The organism is Rhizobium sp. AN80A (assembly GCF_030053015.1).
Taxonomy (GTDB): domain Bacteria; phylum Pseudomonadota; class Alphaproteobacteria; order Rhizobiales; family Rhizobiaceae; genus Rhizobium; species Rhizobium metallidurans.
This window is the reverse complement of sequence record NZ_JASJPX010000003.1, coordinates 1,100,228-1,119,018: the sequence shown is the minus strand read 5'-3', so window position 1 is coordinate 1,119,018 and position 18,791 is coordinate 1,100,228. Positions and strand designations below refer to the sequence as shown.

The 18,791-nt window shown below is 61.2% G+C and carries 19 protein-coding genes and 2 pseudogenes; 17 read left to right on the top strand and 4 right to left on the bottom strand.

Features of this window, described 5'->3' with window-relative positions; genetic code table 11:
• The first annotated feature begins 26 nt into the window (after positions 1-26).
• The 8 genes and pseudogenes from P3R82_RS17050 (at position 27) to P3R82_RS17015 (ending at position 7,574) form a co-directional block, all read left to right on the top strand.
• Positions 27-811 (top strand): annotated as a pseudogene (locus P3R82_RS17050) (alpha/beta hydrolase).
• 162 nt (positions 812-973) lie between these two features.
• Positions 974-1,822, top strand: coding sequence for a serine O-acetyltransferase (cysE, locus tag P3R82_RS17045; RefSeq protein ID WP_283194684.1), 849 nt, complete (start codon positions 974-976; stop codon positions 1,820-1,822).
• Between the two features lie 139 nt (positions 1,823-1,961).
• Positions 1,962-2,165: a DUF3126 family protein gene (locus P3R82_RS17040; protein ID WP_283194683.1), complete on the top strand. Its 204-nt coding sequence runs from the start codon at positions 1,962-1,964 to the stop codon at positions 2,163-2,165.
• A 148-nt stretch (positions 2,166-2,313) separates the two neighbouring features.
• Positions 2,314-2,748 (top strand): DUF3597 domain-containing protein, encoded by a 435-nt coding sequence (locus P3R82_RS17035; protein ID WP_283194682.1) that lies wholly within the window; start codon positions 2,314-2,316, stop codon positions 2,746-2,748.
• A 250-nt stretch (positions 2,749-2,998) separates the two neighbouring features.
• Positions 2,999-3,367, top strand: coding sequence for a phasin family protein (locus P3R82_RS17030; RefSeq protein ID WP_283194681.1), 369 nt, complete (start codon positions 2,999-3,001; stop codon positions 3,365-3,367).
• Between the two features lie 272 nt (positions 3,368-3,639).
• Positions 3,640-3,993: an ATP-dependent Clp protease adapter ClpS gene (gene clpS, locus P3R82_RS17025; RefSeq protein WP_183899898.1), complete on the top strand. Its 354-nt coding sequence runs from the start codon at positions 3,640-3,642 to the stop codon at positions 3,991-3,993.
• 10 nt (positions 3,994-4,003) lie between these two features.
• On the top strand, positions 4,004-6,505 hold the full coding sequence (gene clpA / locus P3R82_RS17020) for an ATP-dependent Clp protease ATP-binding subunit ClpA (RefSeq protein WP_283194680.1): 2,502 nt from the start codon (positions 4,004-4,006) through the stop codon (positions 6,503-6,505).
• A 124-nt stretch (positions 6,506-6,629) separates the two neighbouring features.
• Positions 6,630-7,574, top strand: coding sequence for a phosphatase PAP2 family protein (locus P3R82_RS17015; RefSeq protein WP_283194679.1), 945 nt, complete (start codon positions 6,630-6,632; stop codon positions 7,572-7,574).
• On the opposite strand, the gene P3R82_RS17010 is transcribed toward P3R82_RS17015, so the two are convergent.
• The 4 genes from P3R82_RS17010 to P3R82_RS16995 all read right to left on the bottom strand — a co-directional run bounded on the left by P3R82_RS17010 (position 7,558) and on the right by P3R82_RS16995 (position 10,488).
• A complete protein-coding gene (locus P3R82_RS17010; RefSeq protein ID WP_283194678.1) occupies positions 7,558-7,983 on the bottom strand; it encodes an HIT family protein in 426 nt (141 codons plus the stop codon). The two genes, P3R82_RS17015 and P3R82_RS17010, sit on opposite strands and share 17 nt — an antisense overlap.
• 52 nt (positions 7,984-8,035) lie before the next feature.
• Positions 8,036-9,226 carry a GNAT family N-acetyltransferase gene (locus P3R82_RS17005; protein ID WP_283194677.1) on the bottom strand — a complete coding sequence of 397 codons (1,191 nt, stop codon included), beginning with the start codon at positions 9,224-9,226 and terminating at the stop codon, positions 8,036-8,038.
• Between the two features lie 75 nt (positions 9,227-9,301).
• Positions 9,302-10,021 carry a glycerophosphodiester phosphodiesterase gene (locus P3R82_RS17000; protein WP_283194676.1) on the bottom strand — a complete coding sequence of 240 codons (720 nt, stop codon included), beginning with the start codon at positions 10,019-10,021 and terminating at the stop codon, positions 9,302-9,304.
• Entirely contained in the window at positions 10,021-10,488 is a 468-nt protein-coding gene (locus tag P3R82_RS16995; protein WP_183899863.1) for a RidA family protein, read from the bottom strand. The genes P3R82_RS17000 and P3R82_RS16995 overlap by 1 nt, the downstream gene beginning before the upstream one ends.
• Positions 10,489-10,624: 136 nt before the next feature.
• Between P3R82_RS16995 and P3R82_RS16990 the strand changes: the two genes are divergently transcribed.
• The 9 genes and pseudogenes from P3R82_RS16990 to rseP all read left to right on the top strand — a co-directional run bounded on the left by P3R82_RS16990 (position 10,625) and on the right by rseP (position 18,665).
• On the top strand, positions 10,625-11,473 hold the full coding sequence (locus P3R82_RS16990; protein WP_283194675.1) for a cell envelope integrity EipB family protein: 849 nt from the start codon (positions 10,625-10,627) through the stop codon (positions 11,471-11,473).
• 153 nt (positions 11,474-11,626) lie between these two features.
• The gene (locus P3R82_RS16985; RefSeq protein WP_246400151.1) at positions 11,627-12,280 is read left to right on the top strand and encodes a pentapeptide repeat-containing protein; all 654 of its coding nucleotides are present in this window, start codon (positions 11,627-11,629) and stop codon (positions 12,278-12,280) included.
• A gap of 227 nt (positions 12,281-12,507) precedes the next feature.
• A complete protein-coding gene (gene rpsB / locus P3R82_RS16980) occupies positions 12,508-13,275 on the top strand; it encodes a 30S ribosomal protein S2 (protein ID WP_112433827.1) in 768 nt (255 codons plus the stop codon).
• 244 nt (positions 13,276-13,519) lie between these two features.
• Positions 13,520-14,446, top strand: a complete 927-nt coding sequence (tsf, locus tag P3R82_RS16975) for a translation elongation factor Ts (RefSeq protein WP_283194674.1) — start codon at positions 13,520-13,522, stop codon at positions 14,444-14,446.
• Between the two features lie 93 nt (positions 14,447-14,539).
• A pseudogene (pyrH, locus tag P3R82_RS16970) lies at positions 14,540-15,263 on the top strand (UMP kinase).
• Positions 15,264-15,318: 55 nt separating this feature from the next.
• Entirely contained in the window at positions 15,319-15,879 is a 561-nt protein-coding gene (gene frr / locus P3R82_RS16965; protein ID WP_283194673.1) for a ribosome recycling factor, read from the top strand.
• Between the two features lie 44 nt (positions 15,880-15,923).
• Entirely contained in the window at positions 15,924-16,670 is a 747-nt protein-coding gene (locus P3R82_RS16960) for an isoprenyl transferase (RefSeq protein WP_283194672.1), read from the top strand.
• Complete coding sequence (locus P3R82_RS16955; protein WP_183899868.1) at positions 16,670-17,503, top strand: phosphatidate cytidylyltransferase; 834 nt, start codon at positions 16,670-16,672, stop codon at positions 17,501-17,503. Before P3R82_RS16960 ends, P3R82_RS16955 begins: the two co-directional genes overlap by 1 nt.
• A gap of 28 nt (positions 17,504-17,531) precedes the next feature.
• Positions 17,532-18,665, top strand: coding sequence for an RIP metalloprotease RseP (rseP, locus tag P3R82_RS16950; RefSeq protein ID WP_283194671.1), 1,134 nt, complete (start codon positions 17,532-17,534; stop codon positions 18,663-18,665).
• Positions 18,666-18,791 lie beyond the last annotated feature (126 nt).

Here is an 18,791-nt window from a genome sequence, read left to right as displayed (position 1 = left end):
GGTCCCGGCAAAACAGGACTGCCCCGATGAACTTGAATACGCCTGCCTTTTCCAGCTTCGAGCACGACGGCCTCAACCTTTCCTATTTCGACGAGGGAAATCCCGAGGGACCGCCGGTGCTGCTCATCCACGGTTTCGCCTCGACCGCCAGCGTCAACTGGGTCTATCCGGGCTGGCTGAAAACGCTGGGCGAGGCCGGATACCGCGTGATCGCCATGGACAACAGGGGCCACGGCGCAGGCGACAAGCCGCATGATTCCGAAGCCTATCGGCCGTGGATCATGGCGGCCGATTCCATCGCGCTGCTCGATCATCTCGGCATCCGGCAAGCCAATCTGATCGGCTACTCGATGGGCGCGCGCATTTCGGTTTTCGCCACGCTCAAGTGGCCCGATCGCGTCCGTTCGCTGGTGCTCGGTGGCCTCGGCATCGGCATGACCGACGGTGTCGGCGATTGGGATCCGATCGCCGATGCGCTGCTGGCGCCGTCGATCGATGGTGTCACCCATGCGCGCGGCCGCATGTTCCGCGCCTTCGCCGAGCAGACGAAAAGCGACCGCCAGGCGCTCGCCGCCTGCATCAGGGGCTCGCGCGATCTGGTCGAAAGAGCCGATATGGCGAAGATCGAGGCGCCGACGCTGGTCGCGGTCGGAACCAAGGACGACATCGCCGGCTCCCCCAGGAACTGGCGGCCCTCATGCCCGATGCCCGCGCGCTCGACATACCGGGCCGCGACCATATGCTTGCCGTCGGCGACAAGGTCTTCAAGGCGGCCGTCCTGGACTTCTACGCGGATCTCGCCGACCGGTGACATCCGGGTTGGCATCCGGGAGGGGCGCGCAAGGCCGATCGTTCACCAAGGGACGCAAATAGCAAAAAGCTGTTTCCGTCGCCCCATTTATATCAGCCGTTTTTTGCCCTATATAGAGTAACGCCTGGGCGAAACAGCAAGTCGGAATACAGGGAGACCTTCATGGTCGCGAAGTCAGATATCCGTGCTCTGGAGACCCAGAGCTCGCTCAAGGCGATGGACCCGATCTGGGATAGCCTGCGCGAGGAAGCGCGCCTTGCCGCCGAAGCCGATCCGGTGCTGGCGGCGTTTCTCTATTCGACCGTGCTCAACCATCGCTCGCTCGAGGAATGCGTGATCTACCGCATCTGCGAGCGTCTCGACCATCCCGACATGCAGGCGATCCTCCTGCGCCAGACCTTCGACCAGATGCTGGCCGACTGGCCGGAATGGGGCGCCATCCTGCGCGTCGATATTCAGGCCATCTACGATCGCGATCCGGCATGCCTGCGCTTCATGGAAGCGCTGCTCTACTTCAAGGGCTTCCACGCGCTGCAGACCCATCGTCTGGCGCACTGGCTGCTCAATCGCGGCCGCCGTGATCTGGCGCTCTATCTGCAGAGCCGCTCATCGAGCGTTTTCCAGACCGACATCAATCCGGCGGCGCGCATCGGCCGCGGCATCTTCCTCGATCACGCGACGGGCCTCGTCGTCGGCGAAACCGCCGTCATCGGCGACAATGTCTCGATCCTGCATGGCGTCACGCTCGGCGGGACCGGCAAGGAGGGGGCTGACCGCCATCCGAAGATCGCCAGCGGCGTGCTGATCGGCGCGGGCGCCAAGATCCTCGGCAATATCGAGATCGGTCAATGCTCGCGCATCGCCGCCGGCTCCGTCGTCCTGAAGCCGGTACCGCCGAAGACGACGGTCGCGGGCGTGCCCGCCAGGGTGGTCGGCACGGCCGGCTGTTCGGAACCATCCAGGCTCATGGATCAGGTGATCCTGGACCAGGTGATCGGCGCCGACATCTAGGCGCTTTCGCGTCGCCCAAAGCGACAACATGGGCACAAGAACGGCGGGGAAAGCGGCCCGAGGGCTGTCTCCGCGCCTTTACAGGCCCATCTTTCCCATGCAAAAAAAGCGGCCATTGAGACCGCTCAGGAGATGCAGAGTGAAGCCCGAAGAAATCAAGAAACTCGACGCCTATTTCAAACGCACGTTCAACCCGGAAATGATCGTCAAGGCACGTCCGCGCAAGAACGATTCCGCTGAAGTCTACATGGGCGAGGAATTTCTGGGCGTCGTCCACATCGATGACGAGGACGGCGACCGCTCCTACAACTTCTCGATGGCGATCCTCGACGTCGATCTCTGATCCGGTCGCGAGGTCCGTCTCGCGACGATTGTGCCTGGGCGCGGCGTCGCGGCCCGGCCGAAATTGCCGGTCCGCTCTGGACCACCCTGCCTGCCGCCCCATCTTGGCTTTGAGCATGTGCTCGAACACCATCAAGGGGAAACCGGACATGGGTATTTTCGACAAGATCAAGCACGCAATCTGGGGTGAGGCGAAAGCCGCCGAGGCAACGCCGGCCGCCGCGCCGAAGATCGAGCCAGCGCAGGCGCCGATATCGCCATCCGCTGCCCCGAGTCCGTCCCCGACCCCTGCGCCGACCTCTCCGGCCACCTCGGCCCCGTCGACATCGGTCGATATCGTCATGGTGCTCGACGCCGCCGTCAAGAAGAGTGGCCAGAAGCTTCAGTGGCGCCGTTCCATCGTCGATCTCATGAAGGCGGTCGGCATGGACGCCAGCCTGGCCGAGCGCAAGGAACTGGCGGCCGAACTCGGATACACCGGCGACCAGAACGACACGGCGACGATGAACGTGTTCCTGCACAAGGCGCTTTTGAAGAAGCTGTCGGAGAATGGCGGAAAGGTCCCGGCCGATCTGCTCGATTGAGGGCAGGGCAATGCTATCGGCGGCCCGCAACCGGATTTTTGTCTGAAGCCTGTGGTTGCGGCCGCCTGATATATTTTAGAGAAATCAATTAAAGATGTACGTTGCTCTGAGAGCGGGGTTAATTTGCGCCGATGGGTGCAATCAGTGATTGTTTTGCATCGCACAAAGTCGCTTGACTTCGTGTGCGGTGCAGCTAACCTTCGCCATCGAGGCAGGGCAAGGAGGCCCGCGCACGCCAAGGAGGAAAGTCATGCTGAATTTCGAGGATACGGATCGCAAGAGCAAGGAAGCCATGGACGCGGTGCTGAAAAGCTACTCCGAGACCGCCAAGGGCCTGCAGGCGATCGCGACGGAAGCCACCAAATATTCCAAGAAATCGTTCCAGGACGCGGTCACGCATTTCGAGACCTTGTCAGGCGCCCGCAGCTTCGAAGCCGTCTTCGAGTTGCAGACCGGCTATGCGAAGTCCGCCTACGAGAACTTTGTTTCCGAAGCGACGAAGCTCACGGAAATGTACGCCGACATCGCCAAGAGCGCCTACAAGCCATACGAGGCGCCGGTCGCGGCCGCCACCAAGGCGACGAAGCCGGCACCGGTGGCGACGCAGAGCGCGGCGTAAGCCAGGCGCGCTTGCGTCATATCACCTGAAAAACCCACTTGAAAAACAAGGACCGGCTACGCATCTGCAGCCGGTCTTTTCGTTTTGCCGTCGGGCAGTCTCAAATCCGCGCGCTATTTTTGTGTCTTTGCGCTTGGCGCGGGCGAATTGTGATTGCAGTGTGAAGCAAGGGGCTTAAAATCGCTCTATTATGAACTAAGTTAGTAGTCAGACATTCGGCGGGTAAAGCACCTCTCCCATGCTCCGCCGGGTTGATCGAGGAACGAATGAAAATGATCGCAAAGCCGATCCGGATGCAAGATGACAGCGAAAGGAACGGGGACAACGGAAATCGCGGCACCTCGGTCATAACGCGCACCAAACCGAAGACCAAGAAGCCCAACCTGTACCGCGTGCTTATTCTGAACGACGACTACACGCCCATGGAATTCGTCATCCACATCCTGGAGCGGTTTTTTCAGAAGGATCGTGAAAGTGCCACCCGCATCATGCTGCATGTCCACAACCACGGCGTCGGCGAATGCGGAACATTTACATACGAGGTAGCGGAAACCAAGGTGAGCCAGGTGATGGACTTCGCCCGACAGCACCAGCATCCGCTGCAATGCGTCATGGAAAAGAAGTGAGGATCTGAACGTGCCAACATTTTCGCCTAGTCTTGAGAAGGCGCTCCATCAGGCACTGACCTTTGCCAACGAGCGGCATCACGAATATGCGACGCTCGAGCATCTGCTGCTCGCCCTGATCGACGACGCCGATGCGGCAGCCGTCATGGGTGCCTGCAACGTCGACCTCGTCGCGCTGAAGAAGACGCTCGTCGAATACGTCGACAATGAACTCTCCAACCTGATCACCGGATACGATGAAGATAGCAAGCCGACCTCCGGCTTCCAGCGTGTCATTCAGCGTGCCGTGATCCACGTGCAGTCGTCCGGTCGCGAGGAAGTGACCGGCGCGAACGTGCTCGTCGCGATCTTCGCCGAGCGCGAAAGCCATGCCGCGTACTTCCTGCAGGAGCAGGAAATGACCCGCTACGACGCGGTCAACTACATCTCGCACGGCATCGGCAAGCGCGCCGGCTCCTCGGAGAACCGCACGCCGCGTGGCGCCGAGGAAGGCGAAGCCGAGAGCAAGCCGAATGCGGCGCGCGGCGCCGAGGAAGAAGGCGGCGCCAAGAAGCAGCAGGACGCCCTGAAGGCTTACTGCGTCAACCTCAACGAGAAGGCCAAGACCGGCAAGATCGATCCGCTGATCGGTCGTCACGCCGAGGTCAACCGCACCATCCAGATCCTGTGCCGCCGTTCGAAGAACAATCCGCTCTATGTCGGTGATCCCGGCGTCGGCAAGACGGCGATCGCCGAGGGCCTCGCCAAGCGGATCATGGAAGGCAAGGTTCCCGAAGCACTGGCCGACGCGACGATCTTCTCGCTCGACATGGGCACGCTGCTCGCCGGCACGCGTTATCGCGGTGATTTCGAGGAACGCCTGAAGCAGGTCGTCAAGGAACTTGAGGAGTATCCGGGCGCCGTTCTGTTCATCGACGAGATCCACACGGTCATCGGCGCCGGCGCCACCTCTGGCGGCGCTATGGATGCATCGAACCTCCTGAAGCCGGCTCTGTCTTCTGGCGCGATCCGCTGCATCGGCTCGACCACCTACAAGGAATATCGCCAGTTCTTCGAGAAGGACCGCGCTCTGGTGCGCCGCTTCCAGAAGATCGATGTGGCCGAACCGTCCATCGACGACGCCATCGCGATCATGAAGGGGCTGAAGCCTTACTTCGAGGAATATCACCACCTGCGTTACTCGAACGACGCCATCAAGACGGCGGTCGAGCTGTCGGCGCGCTACATCTCCGACCGCAAGCTGCCGGACAAGGCGATCGACGTGATCGACGAAACCGGTGCGGCGCAGATGCTGCTGCCGCCGTCCAAGCGCCGCAAGCTGATCACCGAGAAGGAAATCGAGGCGACCATCGCCACGATGGCCCGCATCCCGCCGAAGAGCGTGTCGAAGGACGACGAAGCCGTTCTCGCCAATCTGGAGCAGGAACTGCGTTCGGTCGTCTATGGCCAGGATCTCGCGATCGAAGCGCTCTCGACCTCGATCAAGCTGGCGCGCGCCGGCCTGCGTGAACCGAACAAGCCGATCGGCTCCTACGTGTTCTCCGGCCCGACGGGTGTCGGCAAGACGGAAGTGGCAAAGCAGCTGGCCTCGTCGTTGGGTGTCGAGCTTCTGCGCTTCGACATGTCCGAGTACATGGAGCGGCACACGGTTTCGCGTCTGCTCGGTGCACCTCCCGGCTATGTCGGCTTCGACCAGGGCGGTTTGCTCACCGATGGCGTCGACCAGCATCCGCATTGCGTGGTTCTGCTCGACGAAATCGAGAAGGCCCATCCCGACATCTACAACATCCTGTTGCAGGTGATGGACCATGGCACGCTGACCGACCATAACGGCAAGAAGATCGACTTCCGCAACGTCATCCTGATCATGACGACCAATGCGGGCGCGTCGGAAATGGCGAAGGCCGCCTTCGGCTTCGGTTCGTCCAAGCGGACGGGCGAGGACGAGGAAGCGCTGAACCGCATCTTCACGCCGGAATTCCGCAACCGTCTGGACGCGGTCATCCCGTTCGCGCCGCTGCCGACCGTGGTCATCCACAAGGTCGTGCAGAAGTTCATCATGCAGCTCGAAGCCCAGCTGTCCGAACGCAACGTCACTTTCGACCTTCACGAGGATGCGATTTCGTGGCTGGCCGAGAAGGGCTACGACGAAAAGATGGGCGCCCGTCCTCTGGCGCGCGTCATCCAGGACGTCATCAAGAAGCCGCTGGCCAACGAGATCCTCTTTGGCAAGCTGAAGAAGGGCGGCGTCGTCAACGTCACCGTTGGCCCGAAGGAAGACGGCAAGCCGGGCATCATTCTGGAAGCCGTATCGGACACCGCGCCGATCAAGCCGAAGCCGGAAGCCGAAGTCGTGCACCCCGAGGCGGACGACGAGGATGACGGCGAGCTGAAGACGAAGGCCAAGGCCAAGAAGGCCACGGTCAAGAAGTCGAAGGCGGCGGTTGCCGAGCCGGAGGTAAAGAGCGCGCCGAAGAAAAGCGGCGCGGTACCGAGGGTGCCGAAGAAGTAAGGCGAATAGAAAAGGCGGCTCCCAGGCCGCCTTTTTCATGTCCGTTGCCTGCGGGGCGCGGCATCGACTTAGGCGAATGTTAAAAGCGATCGGCTATATCGGGTGACAGCAAGGAGCCTGATCCATGGTGTTTCTGCCCGCCGAGCGCATCATCGTCACTGTCATCGCGGCACTTGCGGTGCTTGACGGCATCCTGCTGTGGGCGAAGGACGTCGGGATCGATGTCGTCGGCTATGCCGGCATGGTTGGCTGCGGCCTCGGCGCGATGGCACTCGGACAATTCTATCGCCACGTCAGGCGCAACCAGTCCATTGCCGCAACGGCCACGGCCGCCGGTCTCTTCATCCTCTTCACCATCGTCGGATCGATCTTCAACTATCTGCTGTTTCCGATTGCACGTGAGCCCGTCGATCTCGCGCTGGCGCGTTTCGATGCGTTCTTCGGCTTCGACTGGCCGCGTTTCGTCGAATGGGCGTCGCAGTATCCACGCATCGGGATGGCGCTTCAGGCGGTCTATGCGACGTCGCTGCCGCAGCTACTGGTCGTCATTTTCGTTCTTGGATTTTCCGGCAGGCTGCGGCTTCTGCAGCATTTTCTTCTGACCGGTGTCATCGGGGCTCTGCTGTCCATCCTCTGGTGGTTCTTCTTCCCGTCATTCGGCGCATCGTCGATATACACCCTCCCTCAGAGCGTGCTCGATGCGGTGCCCTTGGCGGTTGGACCGGATTACGGCGCCGAACTGGTGGAGCTTGGCCGGAGCGGTGCGACCTATATTTCGCCGAAGAACGTGCTCGGCGTCATCGGCTTTCCCTCGTTCCACACGGTCATGGCCGCGATGTCAGCGGCGTTCATGATCCGCATCCGTTGGGTCGGCCCGATCTTTCTCGTCCTGAACGCAGTGATGATGCCGGCCATCGTCATTCAGGGCGGGCACAATCTGGTGGACGTCATTGGCGGACTGGTGGTCTTCGCGATTGCCTATGGCCTTGCGGCCGTCGCCTTGCGTCAGGCGGAAAGCGGTTCGGCTGAGGCGCGAACCGCTTCATCATCGATCAAAGCGCCGCTTTGATCTTCTCCGCATTCGCAGCCAGCACGGCGCCATCTTCCATCTGGCCGGAATGCGGCTTCAGCGCGATGCCTTCGTGGCGCGGGATGACGTGGAAGTGCAGGTGGAAGACGGTCTGGCCGGCGGCCGGTTCGTTGAACTGGCAGACGAACACGCCGTCGGCGTCGAAGGCTTCCTTCACCGCATTGGCGATCGTCTGGACGACGGGAATGGTCTTGGCGAGCACGGCGGGATCGGCGTCGAGGAGATTGCGCGAGGCGGCCTTGGGCACGACAAGCACATGGCCAGGCGCCTGCGGCATCACATCCATGAAGGCCAGCGTGTGTTCGTCCTCGTAGATCTTGACCGAGGGGATCTCGCCACGCAGGATCTTGGCGAAGATGTTGTTGGTGTCGTAGGCCGCGCTCGTCATCTTGTCTCTCCTGATGGTCTCGTCTTGGCGTAGCCCGGCAAAGCCGAGGGCGTCAATCCTCCTGAAGCCGCTCGCCGCGACGGAACGGGCTGTGCTCGCTCAAAATCTCGTTCATGTGCTCGACGTCGTCGCGCTCGCGGGCGAGATAATCGCCGATCGCCCTCCGCAGGCCGGCATGGGCGACGTAGTGGGCCGAGTGCGTTGTCACCGGCAGGTAACCGCGTGCCAGCTTGTGCTCTCCCTGCGCTCCTGCTTCCACCCGTTTCAGCCCCTTTGCGAGCGCGAAGTCGATCGCCTGGTGATAGCAGACCTCGAAATGCAGGAAGGGATGATCCTCGATGCAGCCCCAGTGCCGGCCGTAAAGGGCTTCCGAACCGATGAAGTTGATGGCGCCGGCGATGTAGCGGCCATTGTGCCTGGCCATGACCAGCAGGATATCCTCGGGCATGCGCTCGCCGATCAGCGAATAGAACTCCCGCGTCAGATAGGGGCGTCCCCATTTGCGGCTGCCGGTATCCATGTAGAAGGCGAAGAACTGGTCCCAGATATCCTCGGTCAGGTCGCTGCCGGTCAGCCAGTCGATGCTGATACCGTTTTCGAGCGCGGCGCGGCGTTCCTTGCGCAGCGCCTTGCGTTTGCGCGAGGCGAGCGTCTCCAGGAATTCATCGTGGTTGGCATAACCCTCGTTGATGAAGTGGAACTGCTGGTCGGTGCGGTGCAGATAGTCCTCGCTCTCCAGGATCGCCATCTCGTCGTCGGGAACGAAGGTGATGTGCGCGGAGGAGACGCCGAGGCGGCGCACGACCTCTTTGAGGCTTTCCGCCACCGCATCCTGCACGGCGAGGCGCGGATAATCCTCGGCGACCAGAAGGCGCGGACCGGTGGCCGGGGTAAACGGGATCGAGCATTGCAGCTTCGGATAATAGCGGCCGCCGGCGCGCTCGAAGGCGTCGGCCCAGCCATGGTCGAAGACATATTCGCCCCGGCTGTGGTTCTTGAGATAGCCGGGCAGGGCGCCGACGAGGCGCCCGTCCTCCGTCTCGAGCAGCATGTGATGGCCGAGCCAGCCGGTCTCCGCAGTTGCCGATCCCGATTCCTCGAGCGACGACAGGAAGGCATGCGAGACGAAAGGGTTGTAGGCGATCGATGTGCCTGATCGGGAGGCCCCGGCGAGCTTGGACCAGCTCTCCGGGGAAATCGCGGTGAAAGACCGCTCTATGCGGATTGAAAGTTCATCAGTCATGGAGCGAATGCGAGACCGTTTCAATGATTTGGGGGCATTGTCAGTCTGCGCACGATCTTGTTGAAAAAGCGAGCGTCAAACCGACGCGCGCGGGTCGAAGCCCTCGAAGGTCATCTGGTCGGCGTGCTCGAAGCTGTGCTTGCGCGCCTTCTCGTCGCGAACCGTCCAGGTAATGACGACGGTCCCCTTTTCACGCTCCGCCTTGATGAACGGGTTGGGCAGGTCCGCGTAAAAATAGGAAATGAAGTCGAGACCGAGTTTCATAGCCTTTTCATGGGCTTCAAACTCCTCGGGCTTGTTTCCGCCGGCCGTCAGCCCGATCGGGTAGGGCGCGTTCAGCGCCTTCAGTTCCTTCAAGAGCCAATGATCGAAGCTCATCAGCGCCACCTGGCCCTCATAGCCCTCGAGCTCCTCCAGCACCGCTTCGACGAAGCCTTCGTCGTCTGTCTCGCGGCCCTTGAGCTCGATCACGAGCGGCACTCTTCCCTTCACAAGTTCGAGAAGTTGCCTCAGCGTCGGGATCTTGTCGGCCGTTCCGCCGACGGAAAGCAATCCAAGTTCCTGCGATGTGCGTTCGCGCACGTCGCCCTTCAGATTGCACAGGCGCTCGAGATTCTCATCGTGAAAGACGACGGGAACGCCGTCAGATGCGTAGTGCAGATCGCACTCGATCGCGAAGCCTGCCTCGACCGCGCGGGCGAAAGCCGAAAGCGTGTTTTCCCAGACGAGCTTGTTCTGGTCGTGATAGCCGCGGTGCGCGACCGGACGTTCCTTGAGCCATGCTGCGGAGGTCATTATGCGATTTCCATGATGGCATCGATTTCGACGGCGGCGTTCATCGGCAGCGCCGCCATGCCGACGGCGGCCCGCGCGTGCTTGCCGGCATCGCCGAGAACATTGGCGATGAGGTTCGACGCACCGTTGATCACGAGGTGCTGCTCGACGAATTCTGGGACCGATGCCACGAAGCCGTTCAGCTTGATCACGCGCTTGATGCGGCCAAGATCGCCGCCGAGTGCAGCACTTGCCTGCGCCAGGATGTTGATGGCGCACAGTTCAGCGGCGCGCTGACCCTGGGGGACGTCGACATTGCGGCCGAGATGGCCGGTAAATGCGAGCTTGCCGTCTTCGAGCGGCAACTGGCCGGAAATGTGCAGGACGTTGCCCGAGATGACGTAGGGAACGTAGTTTGCGGCGGGTGCGGCGGCCTGGGGCAGGGATATCCCCATCTCTTTGAGCCGTGCGGCGATCTGATCGGACATTTTCCTCTCCGCTTTTGTTGTGATTAGTTCTAAAATTATGCATCTGGGCTTGAATCAATTTTGTGACACGATCGAGCCTCGATTTAGCCGGATGTGTTCTTATAACATCGTTGGTGAGTCCAACAGGAGATTATCAATGGTCCGATCGAGTCTTGCCGCGCTCTTCCTTGCAGGCGTTTCGGCAACCGCTCACGCGGCGGCACCTTCTGTCGGCGCAGGGATGGCCACGGGCCTGATCGCGCACCGGGCCATCTACGATCTGGAACTCAAGGATGCGTCGGAACGCTCTGGCATATCGGGTATGTCCGGCCGCATGGTCTACGAATTCAACGGTGATTATTGCACCGGCTATACGACGAAATTCCGCTTCGTGACGCAGATCGACACCGGCGATGCCGTGCGCGTCAGCGACCAGCAGACCAATACCTTCGAGAATCTGAAGGACGGGAAGTTCACCTTCGACACAAAGTCCTTCACCGACAACCAGCTCGACAAGGAGGTCACCGGCGCGGCCGAGGATCAGGGCGAGGCTACCAAGGTCGATCTCAAGCAGCCGGCGAGCAAGAACCTGCAGCTGGAAGCCAGCCGTTTCCCCACCGAACACATGATGGATGTCATCAAGAACGCCAAGGCCGGCAATCGTCTGTTCGAGGCGCGCGTGTTCGATGGTTCCGATGATGGCGACAAGGCGCTGGCGACGACGACGGTCGTTGGCAAGCCAGTGACGCCTGTCAACGACGAGGCCGATTCCAGCAATGCCGGCGCCTTCTCGAAGGCCACCTTCTGGCCGGTCACGATCTCTTATTTCAACGAGAACACCAAAACCGACGCTCTCCCGGTCTATCGCATGTCGTTCAAACTCTACGAGAACGGCATCACCCGCGATCTGACCATGGATTATGGCGATTTCGTCCTGACCGGAAAGCTCTCCAAGCTAGAGCTTCTCGATGCGAAAACCTTGCCTGTAAGTAATTGCACGCGTTGAACGATTTCGCCGCATCGGCGTGATAGCGTATGCAAAGCCGCGCGCTCTGTGCTAGAGATCGCTCGACAGTGAGCGTGGATGGCGAACGGAGTGCGTATTTTGCCAGGCTTTAGGGTATCGATCGTGGCCGTGACGGCCTTGGCCGCCGCGTTGATGGTGGCGACATTCGCAGGTTCGATCTCCGCGGCCGACTGCGGCTCGACAGCCTCGGCCGGCATCGACTGGGGTGGTTGCAACAAGAAGAACCTGATGTTGGAGGGCGGCGATTTCCAGAAGGGAAATCTCGCCGACACCGATTTCACGCTTACCAATCTCAGCGACTCCAATCTCGCCTCCGCCAACCTGGAAAAGGCGACCCTGGTTCGGACCTGGTTCACCGGCTCCGACCTCACCAAGGCCAATTTCTCCAAAGTCGAGGCCTATCGCTCCGGCTTCGAGGGCGTCAACGCCGAGGGCGCCAACTTCACGGGAGCGGAGTTGCAGCGCGCCAATTTCAATCGCGCCGTGCTGAAGGGCGTCAATTTCGAAAAGGCCGAACTTGGCCGCGTGACCTTCAAGGGCGCGGACGTGACGGGCGTCAACTTCGCGCTGACCAACCTCTCGCGGGCCGATCTCACCGGCGCCACCTTCACGGGACCGATCTCCTTCGATCGCGCCTTCATGTTCCTGACGAGGATCAGCGGACTGGATCTGTCCCAGGCCACCGGTCTCGATGCGGCGCAGGTTGCGCTGGCCTGCGGCGATTCGAACACCAAGCTGCCGTCTGGCATGGCGACGCCGACGAGCTGGCCCTGCGAAGCCGATTGACCCGCGCGAGGGCCGTGAATGGTCCCGCGCGTGCCTATATGACGGCGCTCATCGGTTATTTTACCGACGAGACTTGATTTTCCAGGGCGGGGAGGGTATGGCCCCCGCATTCCACACGTAAGGCATGGGATTTGTCCGGGAGAAATCCGGACGGTTCCGCCCGGTGGCATCCTCGAAGAGGGTGCTGTTCGCCTTGCGGAGGTTCAACCGGAAAAGGATAACAAGGCATGGCATTGCCCGATTTTTCTATGCGCCAGCTGCTTGAAGCAGGCGTCCACTTCGGCCACCAGACTCACCGCTGGAACCCGAAGATGAAGCCGTACATTTTCGGCGATCGCAACAACATCCACATCATCGACCTCGCACAGACGGTTCCGCTTCTGTCGCGCGCTCTGCAGGCTGTTTCCGACACCGTAGCCCGTGGCGGCCGCGTTCTGTTCGTCGGCACCAAGCGCCAGGCTTCCGAGCTCATCGCTGACTCGGCCAAGCGTTCCGCTCAGTACTACGTCAACTCGCGTTGGCTCGGCGGCATGATGACCAACTGGAAGACGATTTCGAACTCGATCCAGCGTCTGCGCAAGCTCGACGAGATCCTGTCTTCGGAACAGTCCGGCTACAACAAGAAAGAGCGCCTGAACCTCGAGCGCGAGCGCGAAAAGCTCGACAAGGCTCTCGGTGGTATCAAGGACATGGGCGGCACGCCGGACCTGATGTTCATCATCGACACCAACAAGGAAAAGATCGCGATCGACGAAGCCAAGCGCCTCGGCATCCCGGTTGTCGCCATCATCGACTCGAACTGCGACCCGGACCTGATCGACTATCCGATCCCCGGCAACGACGACGCTTCGCGCGCCATCGCCCTCTACTGCGACCTGATCTCGCGCGCTGCCATCGACGGTATCGCTCGCCAGCAGAGCTCGTCGGGCCGTGACCTCGGTGCATCGATCGAAGCTCCGGCTGAGCCGGCGCTCGAAGGCGAAGCCGAAGCCTGATAAAAGAAGCAGGCGGATCGACAGGTCCGCCATGCTTTCCAGAGATTGGGAAAAGGCCGCTCGCGACTTTGATGAAGTTGGGCGGCCTTGACCATTTCAGGCGAGGGAATTCAGTCTCTCGCCGTTTGAGTTTCGTTATGACGCGTCATTCATCACGCTGTCATACATACAGGTACATTTCGTGCCTCAATCCGGTGCCGCACCGCTCTAGCGGGCCACCGTTTGAACCGACAAGAGGAAGCTTATGACCGAGATTACGGCTGCACTGGTGAAGGAACTGCGCGAGAAGTCCGGCGCAGGCATGATGGACTGCAAGAAGGCGCTGCTGGAAAACAACGGCGACATCGAAGCATCGATCGACTGGCTCCGCGCAAAGGGCATCTCGAAGGCCGACAAGAAGGCTGGTCGCGCTGCTGCTGAAGGCCTGATCGCCATCGCTGGCGCCGGCCACAAGGCTGTCGTTGTCGAGCTCAACTCGGAAACCGACTTCGTTGCCCGTAACGACGCCTTCCAGGATCTGGTTCGCGGTATCGCCAGCGTTGCTCTGACGACCGATGGTTCGGTTGAAGCCATCTCGGCTGCGACCTACCCGGCATCCGGCAAGCCGGTCGCCGACACCATCAAGGACGCGATCGCCACGATCGGCGAAAACATGACGCTGCGCCGCGCCGCCAAGCTCGAAGTCGAGCACGGCGTTGTCGCGACCTACATCCACAACGCTGCCGGCGACGGCATCGGCAAGCTCGGCGTTCTGGTTGCCCTGAAGTCGGAAGGCGACAAGGCCGTCCTGACCTCGATCGGCCGCCAGGTCGCCATGCACATCGCCGCGACCAACCCGCTGGCGATCCGCGCCGAGGAAGTCGATCCTGCTGTCGCCGAGCGCGAACGCAACGTCTTCATCGAGCAGGCTCGCAGATCCGGCAAGCCGGAAGCCATCATCGAAAAGATGGTCGACGGCCGCATGCGCAAGTTCTTCGAGGAAGTCGCTCTTCTCTCGCAGGCATTCGTCATCAACCCCGACCTGACGGTCGGCGCTGCTGTCGAAGCCGCTGCCAAGGAAGCCGGCGCCAAGATCGAAGTCGTCGGCATGGCCCGTCTTCTCCTCGGCGAAGGCGTCGAGAAGGAAGAGAGCGATTTCGCCGCTGAAGTGGCTGCTGTCGCCAAGGGCTGATCGTCCTATATATGTGAAAACAGAAGGGCATCGCGTGACAACGCGATGCCCTTCGTGTATCCGGCACTCAGCGGTAATATACGAGGAGCCAAGATGTCGTCAGAGCCTGTCTACAAACGTGTTCTACTCAAGGCTTCCGGCGAAGCCCTCATGGGCAGCCAGGGATTTGGAGATCGATGTAGCGGTGGCCGACCGCATTGCGGCCGATATCGCCGAAGCGCGGCAGATGGGTGTTGAAGTCGGCGTCGTCGTCGGCGGCGGCAACATCTTCCGCGGCGTGGCCGTCGCCTCCAAGGGCGGTGACCGGGTTACCGGCGACCACATGGGTATGCTCGCGACCGTCATCAACGCGCTGGCGCTGGCGACCTCGCTGCGCAAGCTCAACATCGATACGGTCGTGCTGTCGGCGATTGCCATGCCGGAGATCTGCGAGAGCTTCTCGCAGCGCGCCACCCTCTATCATCTGTCGCTCGGCCGCGTGGTGATCTTCGCCGGCGGCACCGGCAACCCATTCTTCACGACCGACTCGGCCGCGGCGCTGCGCGCCGCCGAAATGGGCGCCGAGGCGATCTTCAAGGGCACGCAGGTCGACGGTATCTACTCCGCCGACCCGAAGAAGATACCCGACGCAACGCGCTTCGACCAGCTGACCCACAAGGAAGTGCTCGACAAGGGCCTTGCCGTCATGGACGTTGCGGCGGTCGCCCTGGCACGCGAAAACTCCATTCCGATCATCGTCTTCTCGATCCACGAGAAGGGCGGTTTTGCTGAAATCCTCAGGGGCGGTGGTCTGAAGACCATCGTCACCGACAACTGACAGAGTGGCGGCGCCCAACGAGCGCCGCAGCTTCTACCGAGACGGGAGCACTGCTATGAGTGAAGGCATCGACATCAACGAAATCAAGCGCCGCATGGATGGCGCGATCAATGCGTTCAAGAGCGATATCGCATCGCTGCGCACCGGCCGCGCATCGGCGAACATCCTCGACCCGGTGACGGTCGAAGCCTATGGTTCGCGCGTGCCGCTGAACCAGGTCGCCAACGTGACCGTGCCGGAGCCGCGCATGCTCGGCATTTCGGTCTGGGACAAGTCGATGGTCGGTGCCGTCGATCGCGCGATCCGCGAAGCCAATCTCGGCCTGAACCCGATCGTAGACGGCCAGAACCTGCGTATTCCGCTGCCCGAACTCAACGAGGAGCGCCGTAAGTCGCTCGTCAAGGTAGCGCACGACTATGCCGAAAAGAGCAAGGTTGCGATTCGCCATGTTCGCCGCGACGGCATGGACGGCCTTAAGAAAGCCGAAAAGGACGGTGTCATAGGCCAGGACCTGAGCCGCTCGCAGTCGGATCGTGTGCAGAAGATGACAGACGACACGATTTCTGAGATCGACCGCTTGCTTGGCGAGAAGGAAAAGGAAATCATGCAGGTCTAAGGCGCAAAGCGCCTGCGCCTTGGACTGTAGAAACCGGACGGGAAATGTTGGAAAGAACATTCGTGACTGTGCCAGAACACGTTGCCATCATCATGGATGGCAACGGTCGATGGGCAAAGCAGCGGGGGTTGCCGCGCACCATGGGGCACCGCAAGGGCGTCGACGCCGTGCGCGAGACCGTGCGCGCGGCGGGCGACATTGGCGTCAAGTATCTGACCCTCTTTGCCTTTTCGTCGGAGAACTGGCGCCGTCCGGAAACCGAGGTATCCGACCTTCTGGGCCTGCTCAAGGCGTTCATTCGCCGCGACCTCGCCGAACTGCACCGCCAGAACGTGCGCGTGAAGATCATCGGCGATCGCCACAGCCTGCAGAACGACATTCTCGATCTGCTGATCGACGCCGAAGAGACCACCAAGGCCAACACGGCCCTGACGCTGATCATCGCCTTCAACTACGGCTCGCGCGATGAGATCGCCCGCGCCATGGCGAGCCTCGCGCATGACGTCGAGCAAGGTCGCCTGCGCTCGCAGGATATCACGCCGGCGCTCATCACCGCCCGGCTGGATACATCAGGCATCCCCGATCCCGATCTCATCATTCGCACCAGCGGCGAGGAGCGCCTGTCGAACTTCCTGCTCTGGCAGGCCGCCTATTCAGAATTCATCTTCATTCCGGACTACTGGCCGGATTTCAGCCGCGAGACGTTCCACGCGGCGCTGGAGACCTTCGCCTCCCGCAATCGCCGCTTTGGCGGTCTTGTCGCCGAAGCCGCGGCGGCGGTGGGAACCTGATGCAACGCGAACTGCAGCTTCGTGTCGTTTCGGGCATCGTTCTCGCGCTCATCGTGCTGGTCGCGACCTGGTACGGCGGTCTCGCCTTCAGTGTGCTGTCGGCGGTCATCGGACTTCTGATCTATCGTGAGTGGTCGAAGATAACCAGGCTTGCCGCCAACGAGCCGGTCGCCAACGCGGTCGGCTGGATCGGGCAGGCGGCGATCGCCGTCGCGGTCGTCTCGGGCACCGTCGGCTACTCGCTGATCCTTCTGTTGTTGTTTTTGGCCATCGCGGTCGGCTTCGTCGTCATGCGTGGCGTATCGCGCTGGTTCCCGGTGGGGACCGTCTACGCCGGGCTGACCGGGATCGCGCTGGCGAACATTCGTGGCGCCGATCCTGCCGGTCTGCACGCGATGCTGTTCGTGTTCGCCGTCGTCTGGGCGACCGACGTTTTGGCGTATTTTGTCGGTCGCGCCATCGGTGGGCCGAAGCTGGCGCCAAAAATCTCGCCTGGAAAGACCTGGTCGGGCGCGATCGGGGGCGCTGTTTGCGCGGTCGCCGCCGGTATGCTGGTGGCCTATGTGGAATTTCCCAATGCGGTTCCGCTCGCCGGCTTCGTCGCGCTGGTGCTCTCCGTCTTCAGCCAGTCCGGCGATCTCTTTGAATCCTTCATCAAGCGCCGCTTCGGCGTCAAGGATTCAAGCCGTCTCATTCCAGGGCACGGCGGGGTCATGGACAGGGTTGACGGGCTCATTTTCGCCTGCTTTGCGGCGTTCTTGCTAGCCGGGCTTTTTTCGCTGATAAAGGGCGAACAAATGGCGTCGCTGGGCGCGGCCCTGTTCGGCGCATAAGGTCGATACAGGCCGACGGAAGGATCATATGGAAGGCTTGACCGGAATTTTTGGGTTTCTGACGGGATATATCGTTCCTTTCGTGCTCGTGCTTTCTCTTCTGGTGTTCATTCACGAGATGGGGCACTACCTCGTCGGTCGCTGGAGTGGCATCCGTATCCTGGCGTTTTCGGTCGGTTTTGGCCCTGAACTCATCGGCTACACAGACAAGCATGGAACGCGCTGGAAGCTCTCGCTGATCCCGCTCGGTGGCTATGTCAGGTTCTTCGGCGACGAGGACGCGTCGAGCAAGCCGGACGAGGGGCAACTCGCGCAAATGTCGGACGCGGAGCGGGCGCAGTCCTTTGCCGGCGCCAAGCTCTGGAAGCGCGCGGCAACCGTGGCCGCCGGCCCGATCGCCAACTTCATCCTGGCGATCGCGATCTTCACAGTGCTGTTTTCGATCTACGGCCGCTCGGTCGCCGATCCCGTCGTGGCGGAAGTCAAGCCGGGCAGCGTTGCCGCCGAGGCTGGCGTCGTGCCGGGTGATCTGCTGATCGCGATCGACGGCGCGAAGGTGCAGACCTTCGACGACGTGCGCCGCTACGTTAGCATCCGCCCGATGCAGAGAATCGTCGTGACGATCGAGCGCGACGGCGAGAAGATCGACGTTCCGATGGTGCCTGCGCGCACCGACATGACCGACCAGTTCGGTAACAAAATCGAGATCGGTCTGATCGGCATCGTGACCAACCAGGAAGTCGGAAACTTCCGCCAGCAGACCTACACGCCGGTTGAAGCGCTGCAGGAAGGCACGCTGCAGACATGGCATATCGTCACCGGAACCTTCAAATATATCGGCAATCTGGTCTCCGGTTACATGAAGCCCGACCAGCTCGGCGGCCCGATCCGCGTGGCGCAGGCCTCGGGTCAGATGGCGACGCTGGGCGTTGCAGCTTTGCTTCAGCTGGCGGCTGTCTTGTCGGTTTCGATAGGATTACTCAACCTGATGCCGGTTCCGGTACTTGATGGCGGCCATCTGATGTTCTATGCGATTGAAGCTGTGAGGGGAAAGCCGTTGGGATCGTCGGCCCAGGAGATTGCGTTTCGCGTCGGACTGGCCATGGTTCTGAGCCTGATGGTTTTCGCCACATGGAACGATATTAGTGCTCTGATCGGCTGATTGCGGGATGAGGGAAAATTACAATTTATTTACGATGTTTCAAAGCTGTAGTGGCGAAAGCGTCACGGTTTGAAATGAAGTAAACAGAAATTAACTAGCTCCCTTGCTTGTATATCAAAAGCGGGT